Origin of the sequence: Archangium violaceum, assembly GCF_016859125.1 — a bacterium.
Classification (GTDB): Bacteria; Myxococcota; Myxococcia; order Myxococcales; family Myxococcaceae; genus Archangium; species Archangium violaceum_A.
Genome location: NZ_CP069338.1, coordinates 1,355,687 through 1,380,096, shown reverse-complemented (window position 1 = coordinate 1,380,096; position 24,410 = coordinate 1,355,687). Strand labels below are relative to the sequence as shown.

The window sequence follows — 24,410 nt, the reverse complement described above, 5'->3', positions numbered from 1 at the left end:
TCCAATTTTCACGAAAAACGAGAAATCTGACGTTTCCGAGTGCTAAGACGTGTCCTTCCCCCCCACCGTGGGGCCGGGCTTTCCCGCCCGTCCCCGCGGTCATACCCGAGGCACGCGATGAATCTCCGTTGCACGCTGTTGCTGTTACCGGCGCTGTACCTGGTGGGTTGCGGTCCGTCCGAGAACGAAGTCGTGGTGGACGAGCTCACGGGCCAGGTGTTGGATCCGGTCACCACCGAGTACGACATGCACCGGTTGCTCGAGGACTCGGACATCACCGGTGGGCAGTGGATCACGACGGCGCAGGTGCAGGCCTTCCTGCAGCAGAAGGGCTCGTACCTGGCCACCTACAAGGATCCGGCGTGGAGCAACAAGACGGCGGCGGCGCTCATCGTGGAGCGCTCCAAGGCATACACCATCAGCCCGCTGTACATGCTGGCGCGCATCCAGACGGAGTCGAGCCTCATCACCAGCGGCACCTCGACGAACCTGGCCAAGGCCACCGGCTGCGGCTGCCCGGACAGCGGCGGGTGCACCGTCTCCTACGCGGGCTTCGGCAACCAGATCGAGTGCTCGGCGAAGAAGCTGCGCGGCTACCTGACCGACCTGGACGCGGGCCGGGCCACCATCTCCGGCTGGAAGCCGGGCGTGACGAAGAGCACCTCGGACCCGTGCTCGGTGAAGCCCGCCAACAAGGCCACCGCGGCGCTCTACACGTACACGCCGTGGGTGGGCGCGTACGCCATCCAGTGCGGCCGCAATGACATCGGCGGCTCGTCGCTGGTGGCGGTGAAGTACAACCAGTTCAAGGGCGAGTACGCCTGGGGTACCGGCACCAGCACCACGTGCTACTCGGGCACGGTGGACGCCAACGTGGCCGTGGGCGTGTGCGTGCAGAGCTCCTCGGATGCCATCTGGCGGCAGTGCCTGAGCGACGGCACCTTCACGGCGGGCACCACCACGAAGCCGACCACCTGCACGGCCTCCTGGCCGTGGTGCGGCTCCTCCACGCTGGGCAGGTCGGTGCCGGCGCGCACGTGCGTGCAGTCGAGCGGAGATCTTCAGTGGCACCAGTGCGGCGCCGAGGGCCAGTGGCGGTCCGCGCCCGACGCGGCGACCACGGGCAGCGGCCCGGTGGGCACCTGCTACGCCACCTATGCCCTCTGAGGTCAGTTCCCGCCCAGCTGGCTCGCGGCGAACAGGATGAGGGCCATGTAACTGCCGCCGCACAGGAAGCAGAAGAGGGCCGGGCCGAGCAGCGCTCCGGCCACCGCCACGCCCCAGGTCGTCCGGTGCAGTCCGCGGTAGGCGAAGACGCGGGCCACCAGTGCCCAGAAGGGGGCCACCTGCGCGCCGATGAAGGGCACCACGCCGAGCACCCAGGGCGCCTGGGAGAGCGCGTGGGCCCGGAGCGTCACCTGGAATCCCCGGGTGACGTTCCCCATCCGCAGCACGAGGTGGTCGATGCCCGCGTTGATGACGGTCATGGCCACGAGCATCACGGGACCGAGGAGGATGCTGGCCACGAACATGCCCATCCCCATCAACGCGAAGGGCACCTCGGGTTGGCCTTCCTTCTGGGGGAGCGGGAACATCGCGGGCATGAGGATGAACATGCCCAGGTAGGTGAGGCCCGTCACGAAGAAGGGGGGCAGCGAGCACAGCAGGACGAAGAGCAGCGAGCTGCTGGCGCTTCCCTCGGAACGCGCCCGGGAGAAGGTCTCCGGGCGCAGCAGCACGGTGACGCAGGTCTTCCAGAAGGCCTTGAGCGTGCCCAGCTCCTCGCGCTCGTCCCAGGGCATCGGGAGGTTGGGCTCACGTGCCGCGCAGGCCTCGCAGACGGCCTCTCCGCTGACACCGGAGCGCAGGCACCCGGCACAGGCGAACGCGCCGCAGCGCTCGCAGGTGGCCAGGCCGCGCAGGGTGGGGTGGACGGCGCACGTGGGCTCCGTGCTCCCCGGGACGGCCTCGAGCAGCAGTGAGGAGCCACATCCCGGGCAGGAGGTGGCTCCAGGGGTGAAGGGGGACTGACAACGGGGACAAGGGATGGACATGCGTCCGTCCATCCTGACACGAATGCGTGTCCCGGTGCTCAGAAGGCCACGGGCAGGCGCTGCAGGCCGTGCACGAGGATTCCGTCACGCCAGCGCAGCGCGGATGGCTCCACCGCGAACCTCAGCCGGGGCATGCGCTCCAGCAGCAGGTTGATGGCGATGGCGCCCTCGAGCCGGGCCAGGGGGGCGCCCAGACAGAAGTGGATGCCGAAGCCGAAGGCGACGTGCCGGTTGGGCTCGCGGGTGATGTCGAACTTCTCCGGCTCGGGGAACTGCTCGGGGTCGTGGTTGGCCGCCAGCAGCGAGCCCATCACGCTCTCGCCCGCGGGAATCACCTGGCCGCGGAATTCGATGTCCTGCGTGGCCCAGCGCTGGGTGGTGGTCTCCACCGGGCTGCGGTAGCGCAGCATCTCCTCCACGGCCGACTCGATGAGCGCCGGGTTCGCGCGCAGCCGCTCCAGCTGCTCCGGGTTCCGCAGCAGCGCCCAGACGCCATTGCCAATGAGGTTCACCGTCGTCTCGTGGCCGGCTACCAGCAGCAGGAACAGCATGCTGATGAGCTCCTGGGGCGAGAGCCTGTCTCCCTGCTCCTCCGCGGACATGAGGGCGGTGAGCAGGTCGTCCCGGGGATCGGCCCGGCGCCGCGCCAGCAGGCCCTGGAAGTACTGGATGAACTGCATGCCCGCCTTCTGGAGGGGCTCGAAGTCCCCGTTGGGGGGCGGGGTGATGATGGTGGTCGTCCATTCGCGGAACTGATCCCGGTCCTCCACCGGCACGCCCAGCAGCTCGGCGATGACGGTGATGGGGAGCGGGAAGGCGAAGGCGTCGAGCAGGTCCACCTCTCCCCGGGCCCGTGCGGCGTCCAGCAGCTCGTGGGTGATGGCGGTGACGCGCGGGCGCAGCTCCTCCACGCGGCGCGGGGTGAAGGCCTTGGAGACGATCGTGCGCAGGCGCGTATGGTCCGGCGGGTCCGACGACAGCATGTGCCGGTTGATCACCTCCATGGAGTCGATGCGCCGCAGCTTCGACGGCGAGCCGTCGGGGAGCTTGCGCATGTCCTTGGTGAAGCGAGGGTCACGCACCAGGTCCACCACGTCCTTGTAGCGGGTGGCCACCCACACGGGGATGTTGAGGTTGGGGTCGAACAGCCGGACCAGGGGAGCCTCCTGCCGCATGCGCGCATAGACGGGCAGGGGGTTGGCGCGCGTCTCGGGCGCCCACAGGTCATAGCGGGGGGGATTCGTGCTCACGGTGTCTCTCCAGATGAAGCGAAGGCGGACGGCTCCGCCCTCGCCCTGGCACCTTGGGCACCTTGCGTGGCGACTACAAGCGCGTTCCGCGCGGGATGAGGCTGGCGGCGCTGAACTGGATGATGCGCCCGGTCAGTCCTTCGCGTCGTCCTTCTCCTCGGAGACGGAGGCGGCATAGCGCCGGCCCAGCTTGCGGTAGAGCGTCTTGCGATCCACCCCGAGGATGCGCGAGGCCAGCGTCCGGCTGCCACCCACCGTCTCCAGGACGCGTTGGATGTAGCGGCGCTCCATCTCCTCGAGCGAGACGAGCTCGGACACATCGTTCCCCTGGGCGGTACTGCTGGGGGCGCGATAGTCACGGATGCGTTCCGGCAGATCCTCCACGGTGAGCTGCTCGTAGGAGGTGAGGGCCACGGCGCGCTCGATGCAGTTCTGCAGCTCGCGCACATTGCCGGGCCAGGTGTAGGCCAGCAGGCGCTGGGCGGCCGCGGGGCTGAGCCCCACCACGCGCTTGCCGCCGCGCGAGGCGAAGTGCTCCAGGAAGCGCTGTGCCAGCAGCAGCACGTCATTGCCACGGGCGCGCAACGGAGGCAGCTCCAGGCCGATGACGTTGAGCCGGTAGTACAGGTCCTCGCGGAAGCGCCCCTCCTCCACGGCGAGCTCCAGGTCGCGGTTGGTGGCGGCCACGATTCGCGCGTCGAAGGGCACCTCCGTGTCCCCTCCCACCGGACGCACCGTGCGCTCCTGCAGCGCGCGCAGCAGCTTGGGCTGCAGGGTCAGCGGCATCTCCCCCACCTCGTCGAGGAAGAGGGTGCCGCCGTTGGCCTTGACGAACAGGCCGGTGCGCGCCGTCCTGGCATCCGTGAAGGCGCCCCGGGCGTGGCCGAACAGCTCGCTCTCCAGGAGTTGCTCGGGCATGGCCGCGCAATTGATGGCCACGAAGGGCCCGTCGTGCCGCCGGCTGCGGGCATGCAACGCGCGGGCGGCCACCTCCTTGCCGGTGCCGCTCTCGCCCATGATCAGCACCGAGGCGTCCGAGTCCGCCATCCGGTCGATGAGCTCGTACACCCGGCGCAGCGCGGGACTCTCGCCCACCACGCCCCCGTCGGCGGACACCTCGCCCAGGGCCCGGCGCAACCGGCGCACCTCGTCGCGCAGCGCCCGGTGCTGCACGGCCCGCCCCAACACCAGCACCAGCGCGTCCAGGTCCACCGGCTTGGTGACGAAGTCGTACGCGCCCACCCGGATGGCCGCAACCGCCGTCTCCAGGCTGCCAAAGGCCGTCACCACCACCACGGGAATGTCCGGACGGTTGAGGACGATGCGCTCGCAGAGCGCCAGTCCATCCATGCCCGGCATCCTCAAATCCGTCAGGACGGTGTCGAAGTCCTCCGCCTCCAACAGCGCGAAGGCCTCGTCCGCGCTGCCGCGCACCGTGGGGACGAAGCCCCGTCGGGCCAGCCCCTTCTCCAACAGCGCCCGCATCTCCCGCTCGTCCTCGACGACCAGGATGCGGCCCTTCGTCGTGCTCATGTCGGGGTCCCCTCGGGTTCCTCTTCCTGGGTTCCTGGTGGGAGGAAGATGGAGAAGCAACTCCCACGTCCGGGCTCGCTGCTCACGGAGATCCATCCCCCATGGTCTCGGATGAGCCCATAGGAGACGGACAGCCCGAGGCCCGTCCCTTCGCCTACATCCTTGGTGGTGAAGAAGGGCTCGAAGACGCGGGGCAGCACGTCCGGGGCGATGCCTTCACCCTCGTCCGTCACGTCCACCCGCACCCACTCGGCCTCCGGGCCCCCCAGCTCCGTCGGGGGCAGGGCGCGCGCGCGTTCCATTCGCACCCGCAGCGTGCCCGGGCGTTTCATCGCCTGGATGCCGTTGACCACCAGGTTGGTGAGGGCTTGTTGGATCTGCCCGGCGTCCACCTTCAGGTTCATCGGGCCCGGGGCCTCACGGGTGAGGACGACATTGCGCCGGGCCGCCAGGGGCTTCAGCAGCGTCAACGTCCGGTCCACCAACTCCGTCAGGTCCTCCGGTGCGCGCCGGGGCTCGCGCCGGCGGGCGAAGTCCAGCAACTGGCGGATGATGTCCGTCATGTGATGCACCTGCTGGGCGATGATGCGGGCGCACTCCCGCGACTCGTCGCCCTCGGCGTCGCCGGAGGAAATCATCTTCGCCCGCCCGAGCACCACGTTGAGCGGAGTGCCCAGCTCGTGGGCCATTCCGGAGGCGAGCTTGCCCACCGTGGCGAGCCGGTCCGAGTGTCGCAGGTGCTCGAGCGTGGCCAGCCGCGCCGCCGTCTCCGCCGCCACCTGCGCGCGCGCGGCCGACAGCCCGCTGGCCATCTGGTTCATCGCGGAGGCCAGGGTGGCCAGCTCGTCCTTCTGAGGCAGGTGCACCCGCGTCTCCAGGTCTCCCTGGCCGATGCGGTGCGCGAACTCCACCAGTTGCTCCACCGGACGCCCCACCAGCCGGCGGCCCATGGCCATGGCCACCAGGAGGAAGGCGAGGGTGATGGCGGCCGTGGCCACCGCGGTGCCCGCCACCGTCTGGCGCACCTGCATCCGCAGCTCCGTCAGGGGCTCGATGATTTCGATGGCACCGGGTCTGTCGCCGATGTGCACCGGGGTGAAGGAGCGAAGCAGGCCCGGCTCCACGCGATCGTCCACGAAGAACGTGTCCTGGTCGGCTCGCAGTGCCTCCACCTGTTCTCGAGGTAGCTCCGCGTCAGGCGGGTCCAGCCAACGCCAGCGCAGCCGCACCTGCCCCTGGAAGCGGTTGGCATCCGCCAGGAGCATCAGCGCCTCGTTCTCTCCCTCCAGCTCCCACGCCCGGATGAACGAGCCCCCCAGCGTGTGGCCGAGCATGCGGTGATCATGCTGCATGTCGAGCGCCGAGCGGGCCAGCTCGCGCCGCACCTCGAAGGTCTCCAACCCCACGATGACCGCGAAGGCGAGCAGGACGAGCGCGAGGGTGAGCTTCCGTGCGAGCTTCATGTCGTGGGGGTCCGGGAGGTTCCGCGGGCTCGCCCGCCCCGGTCCATGCTCAAGAGGACATGGACCGGGGCAGGGGTGCAAGAGCGGTCAGGCGCACGGGGCAGAATGCCCCGAGGGGGGCACGATGCCCCGCGCCGTGCTCCAGAAGCCCCCCCTCGCGAGTCGGGCGCGCACTGGCACGGGCCATGCTGTGGAGGGGCGTGCACCATGATGTCTCTCCTCCCTTCCGAACCTCGCCCGCCGCGCATCCTCCTGGCCGAGGACGACGACGAAATGCGTTCGCTCCTCACGCTGACTCTGGCGCGAGAGGGCTATGCGGTGGTGGCGCTGGAGGACGGCTTCGAGCTGTCCAACTATGTGTCGCTGACGCAGGTATGTGGAGGTCCGCTGTTGCCGCCGGACCTCATCCTCTCGGATGTGCGGATGCCGGGGCACACGGGGCTGGATGTGCTCGCCCAGGCACAGTCGGCCGGGCTCTCCTGTCCCGTCATCCTCCTCTCGGCCTTCGCGGACGACGGGACACGTGAGGCGGCGATGCGGCTCGGTGCGAGTGCCTTTCTCGACAAGCCAGTGGACCTCGAGCTGCTGAAGGCCACCGTGCAGGAGGTCCTGCCATGAGGAAGAGGGTATTGCTCGGCGGGGCGATGCGGATGTTCTGGTTCTCACGCCACCCGGTTGTGCCAGCAACAATTGGTCCCATCCGGTGCCACTCCGCCGCGGCCGATGCACGGTTGCGGTAGCGTCACCGGCTAGAGGTCGCGTCTCCGTGGCCTCGAATCCCGCCCCCGCTCACATGCCCCGCTCCCGTTCGCTCGTCCTCGCGGTCGCCTTCCTCCTCATCGTGGCCGCCGGGGCCGCCATCTGGCGTCCCTCCGCGCCGAACGCTCCGCCCGCGGCGCCCTCCATCCCCGTTGCTTCACCTTCGACGGCTCCACCTTCGAAGGAGGTGCCGAGGCGCGAGGTCGAGCTGCTGTCACCGTCCACCGGCTATGTCGGCTCGGAGAAGTGCGCCGATTGTCACGACGACGAGCACGCCGCGTGGCGCAAGGACTGGCACTCCCGCGCGTTGTCGGAGGCCCACTCGCCCTTCGTGGTCGGCGACTTCGCCAACACCCACTACAAGGGGGACTCCAGCGAGGCGTGGATGACGCGGCGGGACGAGCACTACTCCATGCGAACGAAGGGGCCCACCGGCGTCGTCAACGCGTACCCGGTGGACTGGGTGGTGGGCGGCAAGCGGATGCAGGATCCCATCACGGTGATGCCGGATGGCCGTTGGCAGGTGCTGCCCATCTACTTCCACGTCACCGGCAAGAGCGAGTGGGTGGACTACTCCGAGTCCAAGCAGGGAGCCCTGACGCCGGACCATCCCTTCTTCTGGTCCAACTGGCAGCGCAACGCCCAGCACGCGTGCCTGGACTGCCATGTCACCGGCCTCAACACGCATTACGACCGGAAGAGCCACCAGTGGAGCACCGGCTTCGCGGACGCGGGCGTGGCCTGCGAGAGCTGTCACGGCCCCGGTGCGCGCCATGTGGAGACGCAGCTCGCGAAGGACATCGTCCAGCCGTCGAAGCTCCCGCCGCGCAAGGGGTTGGCCGTGTGCGCCCAGTGCCACGGGCCGCACCGCCCACTCTTCCCGCTGCTGGATGCGCGACACCGCTTCCAGCCGGGAGAGCGCTACGAGGACCACTACCAGCCCATGGTGGTGCTGATCGGCGGCGGCGAGCGCTCTGGTGACTACTTCGAGGATGGGCGGCCCAAGACGTCCAGCTTCGAGTACCAGGCCCTCACCCAGTCCCGCTGCTACCAGCGGGGTGGCGCCACGTGCCTCACCTGCCACACCGCGCCCCATGCCGAGCACGCGGACAATGAAGTCAAACGGCCGAAGCACCTCGCGAAGGGCGTGACGGTGGGCTCGGCGAGCTGCCAGGGCTGTCATGCGAAGGTGTTCGCCGAGGGGCAGAAGCATACGCACCACACCTCGGCGGAGGCGCGGGACTGCCTGGCCTGCCACATGCCGCCCACCATCTCCGGCGTGCTGGACCACTTCGCGGACCACGCCCTGGACGTGCCGGTGCCCCAGAACACTGTGAAGCACGGCATCCCCAACGCGTGCAACGCGTGCCACACGCACGAGCAGGCCACGCCCGAGTCGATGGCGGAGTCGCTGGAGAAGTGGTGGCCGAAGGCGAAGCAGCGGCAGGCGCGGCGCATCCGGCTGGCGGATGCCATCGCGGTGAAGACCGCCGCGGACAGCCGCCAACCGCTGGAGCAGGTGGTGGCGGACAAGAAGGAGGACCCGGCCCTTCGCGGCGTGGCGGCCCGGTTGCTGGCCCAGCGCTTCCGCGAGGAGTCCGTGCCCGCGCTGAAGGCGGCGCTCGCGACGGCCACCGACCCCGGCCTGCGCATGGACCTCGCCGATGCGCTGGCCTCGACGGGCCCGCGCGAGGTGGCGGACGTGCTCGCCCCGCTGCTGAAGGATTCATCGCTGTGGGTGCGCCAGTCCGCCGCCATCCCGCTCGCGGGGGTGGGAGATCCGCGGGGCCTGGCGGCGCTGGAGGAGCTGGCGCGACAGCATGAGACGGAGGGACTGCCGGCGCCACACGTGGTGCTCGGACAACTGGCGCTGCGTCGGGGCGACCTGGCCACAGGCATCCAGCAACTGGAGCGCTCGTTGGATCTGCAGCCGTACAACGTCGAGGTGCTGGTGGTGTTGGCCGATGCCTATGCCCGCCAGGGCGACATGCCGCGGGCGCGGGAGCGGCTGGAGGAGGCGCTCCGGTTCGACCCGCGGCACCGGGGCGCGCGGCAGCGGATGCACCTCCTGCGCAAGCGGGGAGGCTGACCTCGGGGTAGACTCGTGCTCCCCGTGAATCGCCTCTCCGCCAGAATGTTCGCCGCCGTGGGTCTGCTCTTCGTCGTCTCCGGCATGAGCGGGCTCGTCTTCGAGGTCATCTGGGTCCGCTACCTGACGCTGGTGGTGGGCCACACCACGTTCGCGGCGACCCTGGTGGTGTCCGCCTTCCTGGCGGGGCTCGTCCTGGGCAGCCTGGGGTTGGGGCGGCTCGCGGACCGGCTGAAGCACCCGTTGCTGGCCTATGGGTTGTTGGAGGCGGCCACGGGCGTGCTCGCGCTGGGCATCACCCACGTGCTGGCGACCCTGCCCGAGTGGCTCTCCGCGCTGGGTCTGCCGGGAGGCGGGCCGCTGCCCTTGCGCGGGGTGCTGGCCTTCCTGCTGGTGTTGCCTCCCACCTTCGTCATGGGGGGCACGCTGCCCGTCCTCATGCGCTTCGTGGCGCGCGAGCTGGAGGGGTTGGGGCGCTCCTTCGGCGTGCTGTACTCGCTCAACACGCTGGGCGCGGCGCTCGGCTGTGGGCTGGCGGGCTTCTACCTCATCGGCGCGGTGGGGCTCTGGCGCACGGCGGCGCTCGCGGCGGGGCTCAACCTGCTCGTGGGGCTCACCGTGTTCTTCCTGCACCTGTGGCTGCGTCCCGAGCCCCTCTCCGACACCGCGCCCGCGCCGGTCTCGGCCTCGGGGCCGGCCGAGGGGGCCTCCGTCTTCCAGGGCGCGCGCCGCACGCTGCTCGTCGCTGCCTTCGCGCTGTGTGGCTTCGCGTCCATCTCCTACGAGGTGCTCTGGTTCCGCGTCCTCTCCACCTCGCTGGACTCCAGCACGTACGCCTTCACCATCCTCCTGGTGACGTTCCTCCTGGGTCTCGTCATCGGCGGGCTCGTCTACTCGCTGCGGCTGGCCGGGCGCGGGCGGGAGCTGGAGCTCTTCGTCTCCGTGGAGGCGCTGCTGTCCTTCGCGGGCCTGGTGTCCCTGGCGCTGCTGGGCCTGGCGCACCCGGTGAGCCAGGTGCTCTCCGGCTGGGTGGGCGGCTGGGGTCCCAACGCCGTCTACGTGGGCATGCTGCTGCACTCGGCGCTCGTCATCCTCGTGCCCGCCTCGCTCATCGGCGTCATCTTCCCGCTGGTGGTGCAGCTCACCACCCGGCACGTGGCGAGCGCGGCCAGCAACGTGGGCCTGCTGTACTCGGTGAACACGCTGGGCGGCATCGTGGGCTCGCTGCTGGTGGGCTTCGTGCTGGTGCCGGCGGTGGGGACGCAGTGGACGTTCGTCCTCGTCTGTGCGCTCAACATGGCGCTCGCGCTGGGCGTGCAGGCGCTGGACACGGAGGCCCGGCCGCGCGCCCGCCGGAGCATGTGGGCGGGCGCGGTGCTGCTCGCGGCGGCGGTGGCGATGGTACCGGGAGACCTGCTGGTGCGCGCCTTCGCCGAGCACGTGGACTCGCGGGTGCGCTTCGTACGCGAGGGCGTGGACGGGGCGCTGGCGGTGCTCGAGTACGACAGCGAGTCGGTGTGTGACTCGGGGCTGTACGCGTGCGGCCCGGGGTGCCGGGAGCGGGGCTTCCGCCACCAGCAGCTCCTGTTCGGCTCGGTGTCGTACGCGAACACGGTGCTGCCGCGGAAGCGCTACATGGCCACGCTGGCGCACCTGCCCATGCTGCTGCACCCGGAGCCGAAGGAGGTGCTGCAGGTGTGCTTCGGCACCGGCAGCACCGCGGGCTCCTTCGCGAGCCACCCGGGGCTGCGCTCCCTCACCATCGTGGACACCAACCCGGACGTGCTGGCCGCGGCGCCGCACTTCGCCGAGCACAACCACGGCGTGGCGGAGGATCCCCGGACGCACGTGGTGTTCGACGACGGGCGCCATTTCCTGCTGTCCTCCCAGGGCCGCTATGACGTCCTCTCCTTCGAGCCGCCGCCGCCACGCGCCGCGGGCGTGGTGAGCCTCTACACCACCGAGTTCTACCGGGAGGCGAAGCGGCGGCTGGCGCCGGGCGGAGTGCTGGCGCAGTGGATTCCCCTTCAGCAGCAGTCGGACAACCTGACGCGGGGCATGGTGGCCTCGATGCTGGAGGCCTTCTCCGAGGTGACGCTGTGGATTCCCTCGGACTACGAGGCGGTGCTGGTGGCGGCGGACCGGCCGCTGGCGGTGGACGCGGCGGGCTGGGAGGCGCGGTGGGCGCAGGAGCCGGTGGCGCGCTCGCTCGCGGACGTGGGCTTCACCTCGCCCTATGGCCTCGCGGGCACGTACGTGGCGGGCACCGAGGCCCTGCGGCGCTGGACGCGGGGCTACGCGCCGGTGACGGATGATCTCCCGGCGGTGGAGTACTTCCTCTTCAACTCGGACAAGCCCTTCGAGCCGGAGGCGCTGCTCGCGGTGGCGCAGCCCCCCCCGCTCGAGCGGACGGAGCGGTGGGATGCGGCGCGGCTCGCGCGCGAGCTGGAGGCCAACCGCCGGGTGTTGGAGTCCACGCAGCTCAAGCGGGAGGGGGACTGGGAGGCCGCGAGGGCCCGGGTGGAGGAGGCCCGCGCGACGGTGGGGGACAACGCCTTCCTGTCCTTCCTCCTCGACCTGGAGCTGGGCTGCCTGCGCCCGGCGGCTCGCTAGACGGCGCTACCTCACCAGGGAGACGTAGTCGACGTAGCCGGGCGAGCCCGGGCCCTTGGTCAGGTTGATCTGCATCCAGGTCACGTCCGCGGGGGAGAGGAAGGTGAGGACCTTCTCCTCCCACGAGGCGCTCTTGAACTCGAGCGTATGGCTGTAGTTGTTGCCCTTCACCAGGACCTGCATGACCTCACCGGCGGTACCGACCTTCCCGCGCGCCCGCAGGGTGTAGAGCGTATTGGGTTTCGGGCTGATGACGTTCTGCCCGCGGCCGCCGCCCAGGATGACGTTACCCAGCTGCAGAACGCCGTTGCTGGCCACCGAATAGGAGTTGCTGCCCATCACGCCCCAGCTGGTCTCACCCTGATCGAAGCCGCCGTTCTGCACCTGCTGGGCCCCGCCGTTGCGCGCCCCGAGTCCGAAGTTCTTCACGCTCGAGCCCAGTGTGTAGTTGTTGGTGTCATTGGGCGTGCCGTCCTCCTTCAACAGGGCTTCCTTGTCGTCGTTGTCGTGCTTCCACAGCCACGCGAGCGAACCGATCCGCTTGGCGCGCGCGGCGCCCAGGATGTTGGCGAACGGGTGCCCGGCGCCATACTCGGAGACGATGAAGGGAATGCCCTTGTTCAGCAGGTTCTGGAAGCGGGTCTCGATGTTCGCCTGGTCCTGCCACCACTGCCCCGAATAGCAATGCACCCCGAAGAGGATGTTGCTGCGCCCGGAGAGGAGCGCGCCTCCCTTGTTGAGGAGGACCTTCTCGCCCTGTCCCATCAGCGCCCCTGGAACGAGGATGATGTTGTTGGCGCCCGTGCTCCGGATGTTGTCGACCAGGGTGCTCATCTCACTCAACCAGAGCTCCTCGGTGTAGCCCTCCGGCTTGGTCACATCCCAGTTGTAGGGCTCGTTCCAGACGTCGAACCACACATCCGACTGGCCCTTGAAGTAATTGGCGATTTCACGCCAGCGGTTCTTCACCGGTTCCCAGCGGGGATCCGCGGAAGGCACCACGCCCAGCAACTGGTTCGCGGGATAGGGAGTCTTCCCACCCGGAAGGGCGTCGTTGTCGTACCAGGTGGCCGACAGGATCACGACCTTTCCATTGGCGCGGGCGTCGACGACGATGTCCCTCATCTGGGTCAGGGACGTCAGCTTCATGTCGATGTGTTCCCGCAGGATCTCCACGCCCCACGGGGTGGTTTCCGCGGCATTGAAGCCCCAGACCGACATCTTGTTGACCCCACGCGGCTCGTAGGGAACCCCATCCTTCAGGAGCTGGTTGCCGCTGACCGAATAGGTCGCCGCATGGGCCGGCAGAGCCAGCGCCACCATGGCGACGGCCGCCGCGATCAACGCGGCAGCTCCACTTCGACGCGGCTCGGTTCGAGCGGCCGGCCCGGCCCACGTCGAGGCCCCTCGTGATTCACTCCGAGTACGCGGAAACAAGCGTCGCATTTCTTCTCCTTGCTGGGGTCTGGGCCCGGTGCGGCACGAGCACGGGTGAACCGTTTATACCGGAAATATATATTTTAATCGGATAAAAAGTAAAACACGCAATTTGAGAAATTTGTTCTGATGGAATGAGAGCGGAGTGCCTTGGGAATGAGCACTCCTGCGAGTGCGGAGGTGCCCGGGTCAGGACCTACGGGGCTCGCGCGCATGAGCCCTCTACTCTAGTGGTTGCCAGGAGAGCGGGCGATCGAGCGAAGAACAGTTGGCTGGTCATCGGAAAGCGCGGCGGGGAGGAGCCCGGAGGGGGATGCTCGGCTGGCCGCCGTCCTGACCGGCTGGTTCCATGTTAGGAGGCGAGGACCGGCACCTGTTTCCGGAGCCTGTTCCTCCAAGCGAAGGCGCGCCTTCGTCAGGGCTCGCACATGGTCCCCCCTCACTCCGAGCTCATGATGGACAGCCGTAGCACCCAATCGTTGTTCGAGACCGGTATCCAGAGCTTCGACGTGTTGCTGGGCGGTGGCATCCCCCGGCGCCAGACCCTCATCGTGGCCGGAAACCCCGGCTGCGGTAAGACCATCCTCTGCAGCCAGGTGGCCTTTCTCGCCGCCGCTCGCGGGTTGCCCGTGGTGCTCGCCACCGTCACCTCCGAGCCGCACGACAAGCTGGTGGATGCGCTCTCCGGCTTCCCCTTCTTCCGCCGCGAGCTGTTGGGCGAGAAGCTCTTCCTCGTGAGTGCCTACGCGTCGCTGAAGAAGGGCGCCAAGGAGGCGCGGGACACCCTGCTGCACACCGTGCGTGAGCGCGGCGCGAAGCTGCTCTTCATCGACGGGCTGCGCTCCATCCGTGACTTGTGGCAGGACGAGGCCCGGCTGCGCGAGTTCCTGTATGAGCTGGGCATCGGGCTGTCCGCCACGGACTGCATCGGGCTCTTCACCACCGAGTACCCCCTCGAGAAGTTGATGGCGCTGCCGGAAGCGACGACGGTGGATGGCATCATCTCGCTGTGGGTGAGTCCCCAGGGAGGGCGCCGCCATCGCCGGATGGAGGTCATCAAGCTGCGCGGCCGGCCTCATCTGCCGGGAGAGCATCTCCTGCGGATCGGTACCGAGGGGGTGGAGATCATTCCAAGGCTCGAGGCCCTCGTCCCCTCCGGCAAGGAGCTCGTCCCGCCCCGGACCCGGGCCGGCTTCGGCCTGCCCGAGTTCGACGCGCTGATGGATGGCGGGTTGCCCGTGCAGAGCACCACCCTGCTGGCGGGCAGCATGGGCATCGGCAAGACGCTGCTCGCCGCGCACTTCGCTGCGGAAGGGGCCCGCCAGGGGGAGAAGACGCTCCTCGTCTCCTTCTTCGAGCCTTCCGCCTCGCTGTTGGCCCGGGCTCAGCGCATCGGTCTGGACGTGCGGGACGCGCTGGCGAGCGGGGCGATGACGTTGATGCACCAGCCTCCCTCCGAGCTGGAGGCGGATGTCCTCGTCGACCAGATCCTCCGGGAGGTGGTCCGGCAGGGAGTCCGGCGGCTGGTGATCGACGGGCTGACGGAGCTCGAGCTCTCCATCGTGGACCCGGAGCGGCGTCGCACCTTCCTGGCGGCCTTCAGCGTGCACCTGCGGAGGGCGGGGGTGACGTCCCTGTTCACCAAGGAGGTGTCGAAGATCGCCGGCACCGAGCTGGACTTCAGTGACACGCCCATCGCCATCCTCGGCGAGAACCTGCTGCTGCTGCGCTACGTGGAGCTGCGCGGGCGCATCCACCGCGTCATGTCCATCCTCAAGATGCGTGACAGCAAGTACGACGGGGACCTGCGCGAGTTCGAGATCAACGACACGGGGATCCGCGTGCTCAACCCGATGCGCTCGGCCGCGGGCCTGCTGACGGGCCAGGCCCAGCCCATTGGTTCGCGCATCGGAGGGAGTGAGGAATGAGCCTCATCCTCATCGCGGAGGATGAGGAGGCGATGCTCGAGATCTTCGCCCAGGTGGTGGAGGACCTGGGTCATCGCGCCCTGCGGGCCCACAATGGAGAAGAGGCCCTGCTGCTGGCCCGGACGGAGCGGCCGGACCTGGTGGTGAGCGATCACATGATGCCCCGGCGCACCGGGGTGGAGTTGCTCCGGACGTTGCGGGCCGACCCGCGTCTGGGCACGGTCCCCTTCCTGCTCCTGAGCGCCGCGCACCCCAGCGGGCTGGAGGAGGCCGATGTCTTCCTCTCCAAGCCCGTGGATCTCGACACCTTCGAGGCCGCGGTGATGCGGGTGTTGCGCTCGCGTCCCACCGTGGAGCCACGCGAGGAGGCCATGACCGCGGGGGACCGCGCGGCCCGCCCCGGCGGCGCCGCGCGCGAGGAGATGCTCAACTGGGTGGCTCATGAAATCAAGACGCCCCTGAGCTCCGCGCGGCTCAACGCCCAGTTGCTGTTGCGCAAGCAGGGGGAGCGAGATTCGGCCGAGGAGAGGAAGTGCACCGAGGCCATCCTCCGCCAGCTCGACCGGATGAACTCACTCGTCACCTCCATCCTCGACGCGGCGCGTCTGGCCGAGGGCAAGGTGGCGCTGCAACGCGAGCCCGGCGAGCTCGCGGCCTTCCTCCAGGAAGTGGTCCGCGAGTGGCGTGAGCTCCAGTCCCAGGTGGACTTCTCCCTGAAGGGCGGGGCGCAGCCGGTGGAGCTCTCCTTCGATGCCGAGCGTGTGCGGTACATCCTCAACAACCTGCTCTCCAATGCGGTGAAGTACGGAGGAGAGCAGCGGCGCGTCGAGGTGACACTCTCCCTCACGCCAGGGTTGGCCATCGTCCAGGTGCGTGACTGGGGCGTGGGCATTCCCGCCTCGGAGCTGCCCAACATCTTCGACCGCTTCCACCGCGCGGACGGCACCGGGGGGCAGGGGCACGGGCTGGGCCTGTACATCGCCGCGGCGCTCGCCAGGCTCCACGGCGGCTCGCTCACCGCGCAGTCGGAGTTGGGGCGGGGATCCACCTTCAGCCTCCGACTTCCCCGCTCGCTCTAGCGTCCCGGCGGGGCTCCGGCCCGGCTTTCTGCGTGGGACCGGCTACGTGAAGTGAAGGCCAAGACTTCCCGTGTGTGCTCAGTCCACAGGGAGACGAGTATCCCTCTCCCATCATGGATTGCGGAGCATCCACGGGTCATGCTCCCATTCGGACATCTCTCAGTTCGCTCAATCACTGTCGAGCGAGCCATGGGGGGGGCGCTCATGCTGAACATCCCGGGTTACACCCTTCGCGGGGCCATCAAGCCCACGGGGGTCAACCAGCTCTTTCACGCGGTCCGTGATGCCGATGGCCTGGCCCTCATCCTCAAGACGCCCACGGCGGCGTCTCCGGGGTTGAGTGAGTACGAGCGCTATCGCCGCGAGTTCGGCATCCTCCAGCGACTCCAGGGGGTGAAGGGCGTTGCCCGGGCCCATACCTGCGAGCGGGTGCGCGAACGTCCGGTCCTCTTGTTGGAGGAGGTGGAGGGCGAGCCTCTGTCCGCGCTCACGGGTCAGCCCCTCGACGTGGTGCGCGTCCTGGACCTGGCCATCTCCCTGTGCTCCTCGCTGGCCGAGCTGCACCGCCGCGGCATCATCCACAAGGACATCAAGCCCTCGAACATCATCGTCGCCCCCTCCGGCGAGACGCGACTCATCGACTTCGGTTCCGCCACCCTCCAGCTCGTCGAGCATGTGGATGCCGCGCCCGTTTCCCTCATCGAGGGAACGCTGGCGTACATGTCCCCCGAGCAGACGGGGCGCATGAATCGCCTGGTGGACTACCGGACGGACTTCTACTCGCTGGGCGTCACCCTCTACGAGCTGCTGACCGGCAGCCGGCCCTTCCGCGGGCGTGACGCGCTCGAGTGGTTCCATGCCCACATGGCCGTCGTCCCCACGCCGCCGCTGGCGCGGGTGCCGGGTCTGCCTCCCGTGCTGTCCGCCATCGTCATGAAGCTCCTGGCCAAGGTGGCGGAGGAGCGCTACCAGAGCGCCGATGGGCTCGAGGCCGATCTCGCGCGGTGCCGGGACGACCTGCTCCGGGGTGTGCACGAGGACTTCCCCCTCGGGGTGCACGACTTTCCGACCCGCTTCCAGCTCCCCCTGCGGCTCTACGGGCGGGACGCTCAGGCCGCCACCCTGCTCCAGGGTTTCGAGCGTGTGGCCCAGGGGGAAAGGCCGGAGCTCCTCCTGGTCCATGGCTACTCGGGCATTGGCAAATCCTCCGTCGTGCACGAGCTGCACAAGCCGGTGGTGCGCCAGCGTGGCTTCTTCCTCAGCGGCAAGTTCGACCAGTACCAGCAGGCCATTCCCTACGCCACCCTGGCCCAGGCCATTCGGGGGCTGACGCAGCAGCTGCTGGCCGGCAGTGACGAGGAGCTGGCCCGCTGGCGCAAGTACCTGCTGGAGGCCTGGGAGGGCCAGGGACAGGTGCTCGTGGACGTGGTGCCTCAGCTCGAGCTCATCGCCGGCAAGCAACCCCCCTGCCCGGAGTTGCCGCCCACCGAGGCCTCGCATCGCTTCAACCGGGTGTTCCGCAAGTTCCTCGGCGTGTTCGCCACCCCCGAGCACCCGCTCGTCATCTTCCTGGATGACCTGCAGTGGGCGGACCAGGCCAGCCTCCGGCTCATCCACCACCTGCTCACCCATCCGGAGACGCCGCCGGTGCTGCTCATCGGCGCGTACCGCGACAACGAGGTCAGCAGTCCCTCCCACCCGCTGACCCTGGAGCTCCAGGAGCTGCGCAAGATGGGGGCGCGGATGACGGATCTCCCGCTCGAGCCCCTGAGCCTCCTGGAGGTACGGCAGCTCGTCACCGACGCGCTCCCCGGGGCGGGCGCGGAGGTCCTCCAGCCCCTCTCGGCGCTGGCTCACGAGAAGACCGGCGGCAATCCCTTCTTCCTGCTGCAGTTCCTGCGGACGCTCAACGAGGATGGGCTCCTGGTGCGCACGCAGGAGGGCACGTGGCGCTGGGACGCCGACGCCGTCCGGAGCAGGGGCTACTCGGACAACGTCGTCGACTTCATGGCCGGCAAGCTGCGTCACCTCCCGCTGGAGACGCAGCACCTGCTGCGGCTGGCCTCGTGCGTGGGCAACGTCTTCTCGCTCCGGATGCTGGCCCGCGTCTCCAGCCAGGCCGGGGAGGACGAGGTGGAGCGGGGACTCGAACCCGCGTTCCTGGAAGGTCTGCTGGTCCACGTCGGCCCGGAGCAGTACCGGTTCCTCCATGACCGCATCCAACAGGCGGCCCACGCCTTCATCCCCGAGGAGGAGCGCAAGTCCCTCCACCTGCGCATCGGCCGCTTGTTGTTGGAGAGCCTGTCTCCGGAAGAGGTGCAGAAGAACCTCTTCGATGTCGTGAGCCAGTTCAACGCCGGAGCCGAGCTGATCGACTCTCCCGAGGAGCGCCTGCGCGTGGCTCGCCTGAACGCCGAGGCGGGTTGGAAGGCCAAGGCCGCGACCGCGTTCCGCTCGGCCGTCGCCTATCTCTCGACGGCCTTCCTGTTGCTCCCCGGCGACCCCTGGGAGACGGCGCCGGACCTGGCCTTCAAGCTGCGATTGGAGCACGCGAGCTGCGAGTTCATGAGTGGCAGCGCGACCGAGGCGTTGCGCCTGGTGGAGGAGCTCCTGGCCCGGACCCGCACCCGCAAGGAGACGGCGGCCGCCTACTGCCTGAAGACCGACGTCCTCATCGGAATGGGGGACATCCAGACCGCCGTCACCTGCCTGCTGGAGTGTCTGACCCTGATGGGCATGCCGATGTCTCCCCACCCCTCCTGGGAGGAGGTGGTGGCGGCCAACCAGGAGGTGTGGTCCCTGCTGGGCAACCGCTCCATCGAGAGTCTCCTCGAGTTGCCCCTCTCGACCGATCCGGACCTGGAAGCGGTGATGAGCGTGCTCGGCGCCTTGTTCGCACCGGCGTACGTCACGGACTCCAACCTGCTCATCCTCCACCTGTGCCGGATGGTCTCCCTCAGCCTCCGCCACGGCAACACGAGCGCCTCCGTGCACGGGTACTCCTGGTACGGCATCGTGCTGGGGTCCGCCTTCAAACGGTACCGGGAGGGCGATGCCTTCGGTCAGCTCGCGTGTGAGCTCGTCGAGCGCCATGGCCTGACGGCCCTTCGGGCGAAGGCGCTCTACGGCATGGAGATCATCAGCTACTGGACCCGGCCCCTCTCCGACTCCCTGGAGCTCGTCCGCAGGGCCTTCCAGTCCGCGCTCCAGTCCAGTGACATCCAGGTCGCCGGCTACTGCTGCAACCACATCGTCACGGACCGCTTCGCCCTGGGGCACGACCTGGAGGAGGTCTACCAGGAGTCCGTCGCGCGCCTGGACTTCGCCCGCAAGGCGGGCTTCCTGGACTCGCGCGACATCATCCACTTCACCCAGCGCTACGTGCAGCAGCTGCGCGGCCTCACGCCCGCGTTCAACTCCATGAGCGGGGATGACTTCGACGAGGAGGCCTTCGAGGCGACCCTGACGCCGGAGCGCATGAGCACCGCGCGGTGCTGGTATTGGATCATCAAGATGAAGTCGCGCTACCTGTGCGGCGACTACCGGGAGGCGCTCGCGGCGGCGGCCAGGGCGGCCGAGCTGATCTGGTCCTCGCTCGGCCACATCCAGCTCCGGGACTTCCACCTGTTCCGTGCCCTGTCCCTGGCCGCGGGCCTGGAGGAGATGTCGCTCGAGGAGCGCCTCCGCTCCCTCGCGCTGCTGCGCAAGGACCATCAACAACTGGATGAGTGGGCCAGCGTGTCTCCCAATACCTTCCGCATGGCCGAGCGGCTCGTCTCCGGAGAGCTGGCACGTGTCCAGGGCCACGAGAAGGAAGCCTTCCGCGCCTATGAGGAGGCACTCCAGGTCGCTCGAGCGCACGGCTTCATCCAGTACGCCGCCCTCGCGGGTGAGCTGGCGGCCCGCTTCTGGCGCGAGCAGTGGATGCCCTCCATCGCGGAGAACTACGCGCGCGGCTCCCGGGAGGACTGGCTGCGTTGGGGCGCGAAGGGCAAGGCCGCGCACCTGGAAGCCTCGTGGCCGCAGCTGACCGCCGGTGGCGCTCCCGATGCGAACGCCACGAACACGGACTCCACGCAGATCGACGCGCTCACCGTGGTGAAGGCCCAGCAGGCCATCTCCGGGGAGATCGTCCTCGAGCGGCTGTCGGACACGCTGCTGCGCGTCGCCATCGAGAACGCCGGGGCCCAGCGCGGCGCCCTGTTGCTGCCTCGCGAGGACAAGCTCTCGGTCGTCGCCGTCTCGGGCTCCCTGCCCGAGGGCTCCGATGCCGGCGCGGACGCGTCATCCCTGCTCCCGTGGTCCCTCATCTCCTACGTGAAGCGCACGCGGGAGCACGTGCTGATCGGCGACGCGTCCCTGCCGCACCCGTTCTCCGCCGATGCATGGCTCGAGCGCAGTCGTGCCCGCTCCGTGCTCTGCCTGCCGTTGCTGCGCCAGGAGGAGTTCCGCGGCGTGCTGTACCTGGAGAACAGCCTCGCCACCAACGCCTTCACCCCGTCGCGCCTCGCGCTGCTCGGACACCTGGCCTCCCAGGCGGCCATCTCCATCGAGAACGCCCGGCTGTACGCCGAGGTCCAACGCGCCGAGACGGCCCTGCGCCAGGTCAATGACGAGCTGGAGAAGCGGGTGGAGGAGCGCACCCGCGAGCTGAAGCAGGCCCAATCCCGGTTGGTGGACACGGCGCGCTCGGCCGGCATGGCGGAGATCGCCGCCAACGTGCTCCACAACGTCGGCAACGTCCTCACCAGCGCCGTCATCAACCTCCAGATGATGCGCGAGATGGTGAACGCCTCCCGCATGGGAAGGCTGAAGCAGGTCTCCACCCTGCTCGAGGAGCACCAGAACGACCTGGAGGACTTCCTCACCCAGAATCCCCTGGGCTCGCGGCTGACGGACTATGTCTCCGCCCTCGCCGACGCGCTGCTCACCGAGCAGACGATGCTCAAGGAGGGCATGAGCGCGATGGGCCTGCACATCGAGCACATCCGCGCCATCGTCCAGGTCCAGCAGACGTATGCCCGCAGTACGCTCGTCACCGAGGAGTGTGACCTCTCCCTCCTCGTCGAGGATGCGCTGAGCATTCAGCGGCCCGCGCTCCAGCGCCACGGTCTCACCGTCTCCCGGGAACTCACCACCCTGCCCAGGGTCCGCCTGGACAAACACAAGGTGCTGCAGATCCTCATCAATCTGATCAGCAACGCCAAGAACGCCACCCAGGCCCTGCCCGAGGGACAACGTCACATGCACGTGCGGCTCGACGCGGTGGGCAACACGGCGCGCATCCAGGTGAAGGACAACGGGGTGGGCATCGCGCGGGAGAATCGGGCTCGGCTCTTCTCCCAGGGCTTCACCACGCGGGAGGGGGGGCACGGACTGGGCCTGCACTCCAGTGCCCTGGCGGCGAAGATGCTGGGAGGCCGGCTCCTCCTGGAGAGTGACGGGCCGGGCCAGGGCGCCACGGCCACGCTGGAGCTCCCGCTCGCCTGAGCCCCCGGGGCGAAGAGACCGGCTTCGACACGCACGGTGCCACTGGGCTCACCGAACCGCAGGATGGGCAATTGAAGACCCACCCCTCTCCCTCTGGGAGAGGGACGGGGTGAGGGTATGGAGAGGACGCGGGTTCCCAAACCGCAAGGAGCCGCTGAAGGAGAAGACGTCGCGAGTGCGGTGGGCCGAGTTGCTCAGGAGTACGGTGCTGCGCCTGGCGCACCCACCACCCACAACTCCCTCCCGCTCACCTCGAGCAAGGCTGGCCAGATAGGGTGTTGTTGTTGCGGACGCAGAACTTCGAGCTGCCGGCCACCGCGATGGAGTAGGTGAAGGGGTTCCGGGTGGTACATGTTGGTGATGAAGGTGCCGGCCGGCAGCCTGTCACGGGAGCTAATTCTCCAGCATGAACTCGCGAATGTACTGCGTGACGAGCGCCGGCTTCTCCAAGGTGACCGAGTGGTCCGCATCGGGGATGCGCCGGAAGGAGAGGTCCTGCACGTACTCCTCCAACCCCACCTGGCCAGACGGCAAGAGATAGGGGTCCATCTCACCGTGGATGAAGAGCACGGGCAGGTACACCTTGAGCTGTTGCGGCTGCAGCCCGTCCAAGAGGTTGCTGCCACCCTGGCTGCCCAGGCCATCGGGAGGACCGATCTCCGCCGCCCGGTAGTAGTTGAGCCCACCGGTGATGGCGCCCGGCTGCTTCCAGGCGGCGATCAGATCGGCCTCGTCCTCGGCGGAGATCTGGGCGCCCAGCTCTCGGGCGGCCTCGATCATCCCCTGCCGCCCGAAGGCGTAGTCATCGGCCATGATGAATGCCTCGGCCTCGGGCGAGCGGAAGAGCAGCATGTATTGGCTGGCCTGCTGCTGAGCTGCGTTCTCGCGCAGGTCCCGGTTGAAGAGGGCAGGGTGCGTGATGTTGATGGTGACGAACCGGCGCACGTACTCGGGGTGGCGCAGCACGAAGCTCCAGCCCACCAGCGCGCCCCAGTCCTGTGAGACCAGGGTGAACTTCTTGATCTTCAGGTGGTCCGCCAGTGCGCGGATGTCAGCCACCAGGTGCTCGATATGGTACGGCTCGACGCCGGCCGGCTTCGAGCTCAGGTTGTAGCCACGCATGTCCGGGGCGATGACCCAATGGTCCTTGCCCAGCTCCTCGAGCTGCTTCTTCCAGATGCCCCAGTACTCGGGGAAGCCATGGAGGAAGATGATGGGTTCACCGGCACCGCGCGTCACGTAATGCATGCGGATGCCGTTGATGTCCGCATACTGGTGTTGCACACCGGTCCCAGCGTCCGTGCTGAGGGTGCTCCTCACCTTCTTCTCCCGCGGCGCCTCCGCGAACGCGGGCGTGGCACATACGAGCCATACGGCAACCAGAGCAAACCATCTCAAACCCATGAACATCTCCTCGGATGGAATCACTGCGGAGAAATCCAGCCCGACGGTGACTGGCGCGGCCACCGCGTTCGAGCCAGATGGCGCGCAGTATACATGTAGAATTGGCGGATAAGTGAAAATGGGTGAGGCGTGTATTCCGCTGAAGGCTCACTGGCGCATGGAGGCGGCTGATTACCAATAGATGAAACATAAAGTTTTCATCTTCTTGGAAGTCGAACACAAACCCCGGACCCAGGCGCCAACCTTGTCACCAGGCCACGAGGCCCTCCGGCGTCGAGAATTGCTCGAGCAGGAGCCGGGCGTTCTGGAAGTCCACTGCATGCGCGTCGGGAGCGCATGGTGCGAGGGAGAGATGACGGGGACTCGTGGGAGTCGTCACCTACGAAGTTTAGGACACCCGTCGGACTCACACTCGGAGGGCACCCCACCGTCGACTGGGCTCCCATGCTTCCTATACGTTTGCTAGGGTCCGCTCGATGCGACAGACCTCCCAGGATGCTGCGAAGGTGCTGCGCAGCTCACTCATGCGCAACGGGCTCGCGCCTGCGACCTTCAGGGCGGCGCTGACCGGGGTTTGCGCGGAGGACCGCGATGCCTGGCTGGACCTCCTGTGGGACATCGACGAGCTGCCCGAGGACGATCCCCTCCTCCCGCGCGGGTGCGTGCCGTACTTGCCTTGTCCCGTGGCAACGGTGCTCGAAGCCGTGCAGCAAGCCGCGGTGACGAGCGACGACGTTTTCGTGGACGTCGGAGCTGGACTGGGAAGGGCCGTCGTGCTGACGCACCTGCTCACGGGAGCCGGGTGCATCGGCCTCGAGCTCCAGCCTGGACTGGTGCAGGCCGCACGCGGACGCGCGGCGTGGCTGAACCTGAGTCGCGTGCGCTTTGTCGAGGGCGACGCCGTGGACCTGATCCGCTTCATCACCATCGGCACTGTTTTCTTCCTGTACTGTCCTTTCGGCCAAGACCGGCTCCATCGCGTCCTCGACGACCTGGAACACACCGCGCGTACTCGGCCGATCCGGGTCTGTTGCGTCGGCCTCCCGCCCCTGGACCGCCCTTGGCTCGCTCCGGTCCCGTCCACATCCGTGGACCTGGCCGTGTACCGGAGCACCCTGCACCAAGCCCGACCCTCACCACCCCCCATCAAACCCCCATGACCAGGCATCGACTCGCCCCATCGGCCGTCGAACTCGATCACCCGCGAATAGGGCCGAAACTGGTTCGGGTAGGTGGGCTCCCCGTTCGCGCCGGCACCGAAGCCGGCCCTGCCGCCATTGTCGAACACCATGATGTTCCGGCGCCGTTCAA

14 protein-coding genes are annotated in these 24,410 nt (G+C 68.5%); 8 read left to right on the top strand and 6 right to left on the bottom strand.

Features of this window, described 5'->3' with window-relative positions:
• Positions 1-117: 117 nt before the first annotated feature.
• Complete coding sequence (locus tag JQX13_RS05855) at positions 118-1,167, top strand: hypothetical protein (RefSeq protein ID WP_203408082.1); 1,050 nt, start codon at positions 118-120, stop codon at positions 1,165-1,167.
• A gap of 2 nt (positions 1,168-1,169) precedes the next feature.
• On the opposite strand, the gene JQX13_RS05850 is transcribed toward JQX13_RS05855, so the two are convergent.
• The 4 genes from JQX13_RS05850 to JQX13_RS05835 all read right to left on the bottom strand — a co-directional run bounded on the left by JQX13_RS05850 (position 1,170) and on the right by JQX13_RS05835 (position 6,300).
• Entirely contained in the window at positions 1,170-2,054 is an 885-nt protein-coding gene (locus JQX13_RS05850) for a YIP1 family protein (protein WP_203408081.1), read from the bottom strand.
• A 38-nt stretch (positions 2,055-2,092) separates the two neighbouring features.
• Complete coding sequence (locus tag JQX13_RS05845; RefSeq protein WP_239014565.1) at positions 2,093-3,304, bottom strand: cytochrome P450 family protein; 1,212 nt, start codon at positions 3,302-3,304, stop codon at positions 2,093-2,095.
• 132 nt (positions 3,305-3,436) lie between these two features.
• Positions 3,437-4,837, bottom strand: a complete 1,401-nt coding sequence (locus tag JQX13_RS05840; protein WP_203408080.1) for a sigma-54-dependent transcriptional regulator — start codon at positions 4,835-4,837, stop codon at positions 3,437-3,439.
• Positions 4,834-6,300: a sensor histidine kinase gene (locus JQX13_RS05835; RefSeq protein WP_203408079.1), complete on the bottom strand. Its 1,467-nt coding sequence runs from the start codon at positions 6,298-6,300 to the stop codon at positions 4,834-4,836. Before JQX13_RS05835 ends, JQX13_RS05840 begins: the two co-directional genes overlap by 4 nt.
• A 207-nt stretch (positions 6,301-6,507) precedes the next feature.
• On the opposite strand from JQX13_RS05835, the gene JQX13_RS05830 reads away from it, so the two are divergent.
• The 3 genes from JQX13_RS05830 (at position 6,508) to JQX13_RS05820 (ending at position 11,761) form a co-directional block, all read left to right on the top strand.
• Positions 6,508-6,918 carry a response regulator gene (locus tag JQX13_RS05830; protein ID WP_203408078.1) on the top strand — a complete coding sequence of 137 codons (411 nt, stop codon included), beginning with the start codon at positions 6,508-6,510 and terminating at the stop codon, positions 6,916-6,918.
• Between the two features lie 175 nt (positions 6,919-7,093).
• Complete coding sequence (locus JQX13_RS05825) at positions 7,094-9,148, top strand: HEAT repeat domain-containing protein (protein ID WP_203408077.1); 2,055 nt, start codon at positions 7,094-7,096, stop codon at positions 9,146-9,148.
• A gap of 24 nt (positions 9,149-9,172) precedes the next feature.
• Entirely contained in the window at positions 9,173-11,761 is a 2,589-nt protein-coding gene (locus JQX13_RS05820; protein WP_203408076.1) for a fused MFS/spermidine synthase, read from the top strand.
• Positions 11,762-11,767: 6 nt separating this feature from the next.
• Here JQX13_RS05820 and JQX13_RS05815 read toward each other — a convergent pair whose 3' ends face one another.
• Positions 11,768-13,105 carry a cellulase family glycosylhydrolase gene (locus tag JQX13_RS05815; RefSeq protein WP_203408075.1) on the bottom strand — a complete coding sequence of 446 codons (1,338 nt, stop codon included), beginning with the start codon at positions 13,103-13,105 and terminating at the stop codon, positions 11,768-11,770.
• Positions 13,106-13,650: 545 nt separating this feature from the next.
• Between JQX13_RS05815 and JQX13_RS05810 the strand changes: the two genes are divergently transcribed.
• The 3 genes from JQX13_RS05810 (at position 13,651) to JQX13_RS05800 (ending at position 21,695) form a co-directional block, all read left to right on the top strand.
• Positions 13,651-15,126, top strand: coding sequence for an ATPase domain-containing protein (locus JQX13_RS05810; protein WP_203408074.1), 1,476 nt, complete (start codon positions 13,651-13,653; stop codon positions 15,124-15,126).
• The gene (locus tag JQX13_RS05805) at positions 15,123-16,205 is read left to right on the top strand and encodes an ATP-binding response regulator (protein ID WP_203408073.1); all 1,083 of its coding nucleotides are present in this window, start codon (positions 15,123-15,125) and stop codon (positions 16,203-16,205) included. The genes JQX13_RS05810 and JQX13_RS05805 overlap by 4 nt, the downstream gene beginning before the upstream one ends.
• A gap of 204 nt (positions 16,206-16,409) precedes the next feature.
• The gene (locus tag JQX13_RS05800) at positions 16,410-21,695 is read left to right on the top strand and encodes a trifunctional serine/threonine-protein kinase/ATP-binding protein/sensor histidine kinase (RefSeq protein ID WP_203408072.1); all 5,286 of its coding nucleotides are present in this window, start codon (positions 16,410-16,412) and stop codon (positions 21,693-21,695) included.
• Positions 21,696-22,088: 393 nt separating this feature from the next.
• Here the strand turns inward: JQX13_RS05800 and JQX13_RS05795 are convergent, their stop codons facing one another.
• Positions 22,089-23,015: an alpha/beta fold hydrolase gene (locus JQX13_RS05795; RefSeq protein WP_239014564.1), complete on the bottom strand. Its 927-nt coding sequence runs from the start codon at positions 23,013-23,015 to the stop codon at positions 22,089-22,091.
• 560 nt (positions 23,016-23,575) lie between these two features.
• On the opposite strand from JQX13_RS05795, the gene JQX13_RS05790 reads away from it, so the two are divergent.
• On the top strand, positions 23,576-24,259 hold the full coding sequence (locus JQX13_RS05790) for a hypothetical protein (protein WP_203408071.1): 684 nt from the start codon (positions 23,576-23,578) through the stop codon (positions 24,257-24,259).
• Positions 24,260-24,410 lie beyond the last annotated feature (151 nt).

What these genes read in the sequence shown, in the direction of transcription:
- JQX13_RS05850 (WP_203408081.1), bottom strand. Translation starts at nt 2,054, where the DNA reads ATGTCCATCCCTTGTCCCCGTTGTCAGTCCCCCTTCACCCCTGGAGCC.
- JQX13_RS05825 (WP_203408077.1), top strand. Translation starts at nt 7,094, where the DNA reads ATGCCCCGCTCCCGTTCGCTCGTCCTCGCGGTCGCCTTCCTCCTCATC.
- JQX13_RS05790 (WP_203408071.1), top strand. Translation starts at nt 23,576, where the DNA reads ATGCGACAGACCTCCCAGGATGCTGCGAAGGTGCTGCGCAGCTCACTC.
- JQX13_RS05830 (WP_203408078.1), top strand. Translation starts at nt 6,508, where the DNA reads ATGATGTCTCTCCTCCCTTCCGAACCTCGCCCGCCGCGCATCCTCCTG.
- JQX13_RS05810 (WP_203408074.1), top strand. Translation starts at nt 13,651, where the DNA reads ATGATGGACAGCCGTAGCACCCAATCGTTGTTCGAGACCGGTATCCAG.
- JQX13_RS05855 (WP_203408082.1), top strand. Translation starts at nt 118, where the DNA reads ATGAATCTCCGTTGCACGCTGTTGCTGTTACCGGCGCTGTACCTGGTG.
- JQX13_RS05800 (WP_203408072.1), top strand. Translation starts at nt 16,410, where the DNA reads ATGCTGAACATCCCGGGTTACACCCTTCGCGGGGCCATCAAGCCCACG.
- JQX13_RS05805 (WP_203408073.1), top strand. Translation starts at nt 15,123, where the DNA reads ATGAGCCTCATCCTCATCGCGGAGGATGAGGAGGCGATGCTCGAGATC.
- JQX13_RS05835 (WP_203408079.1), bottom strand. Translation starts at nt 6,300, where the DNA reads ATGAAGCTCGCACGGAAGCTCACCCTCGCGCTCGTCCTGCTCGCCTTC.
- JQX13_RS05840 (WP_203408080.1), bottom strand. Translation starts at nt 4,837, where the DNA reads ATGAGCACGACGAAGGGCCGCATCCTGGTCGTCGAGGACGAGCGGGAG.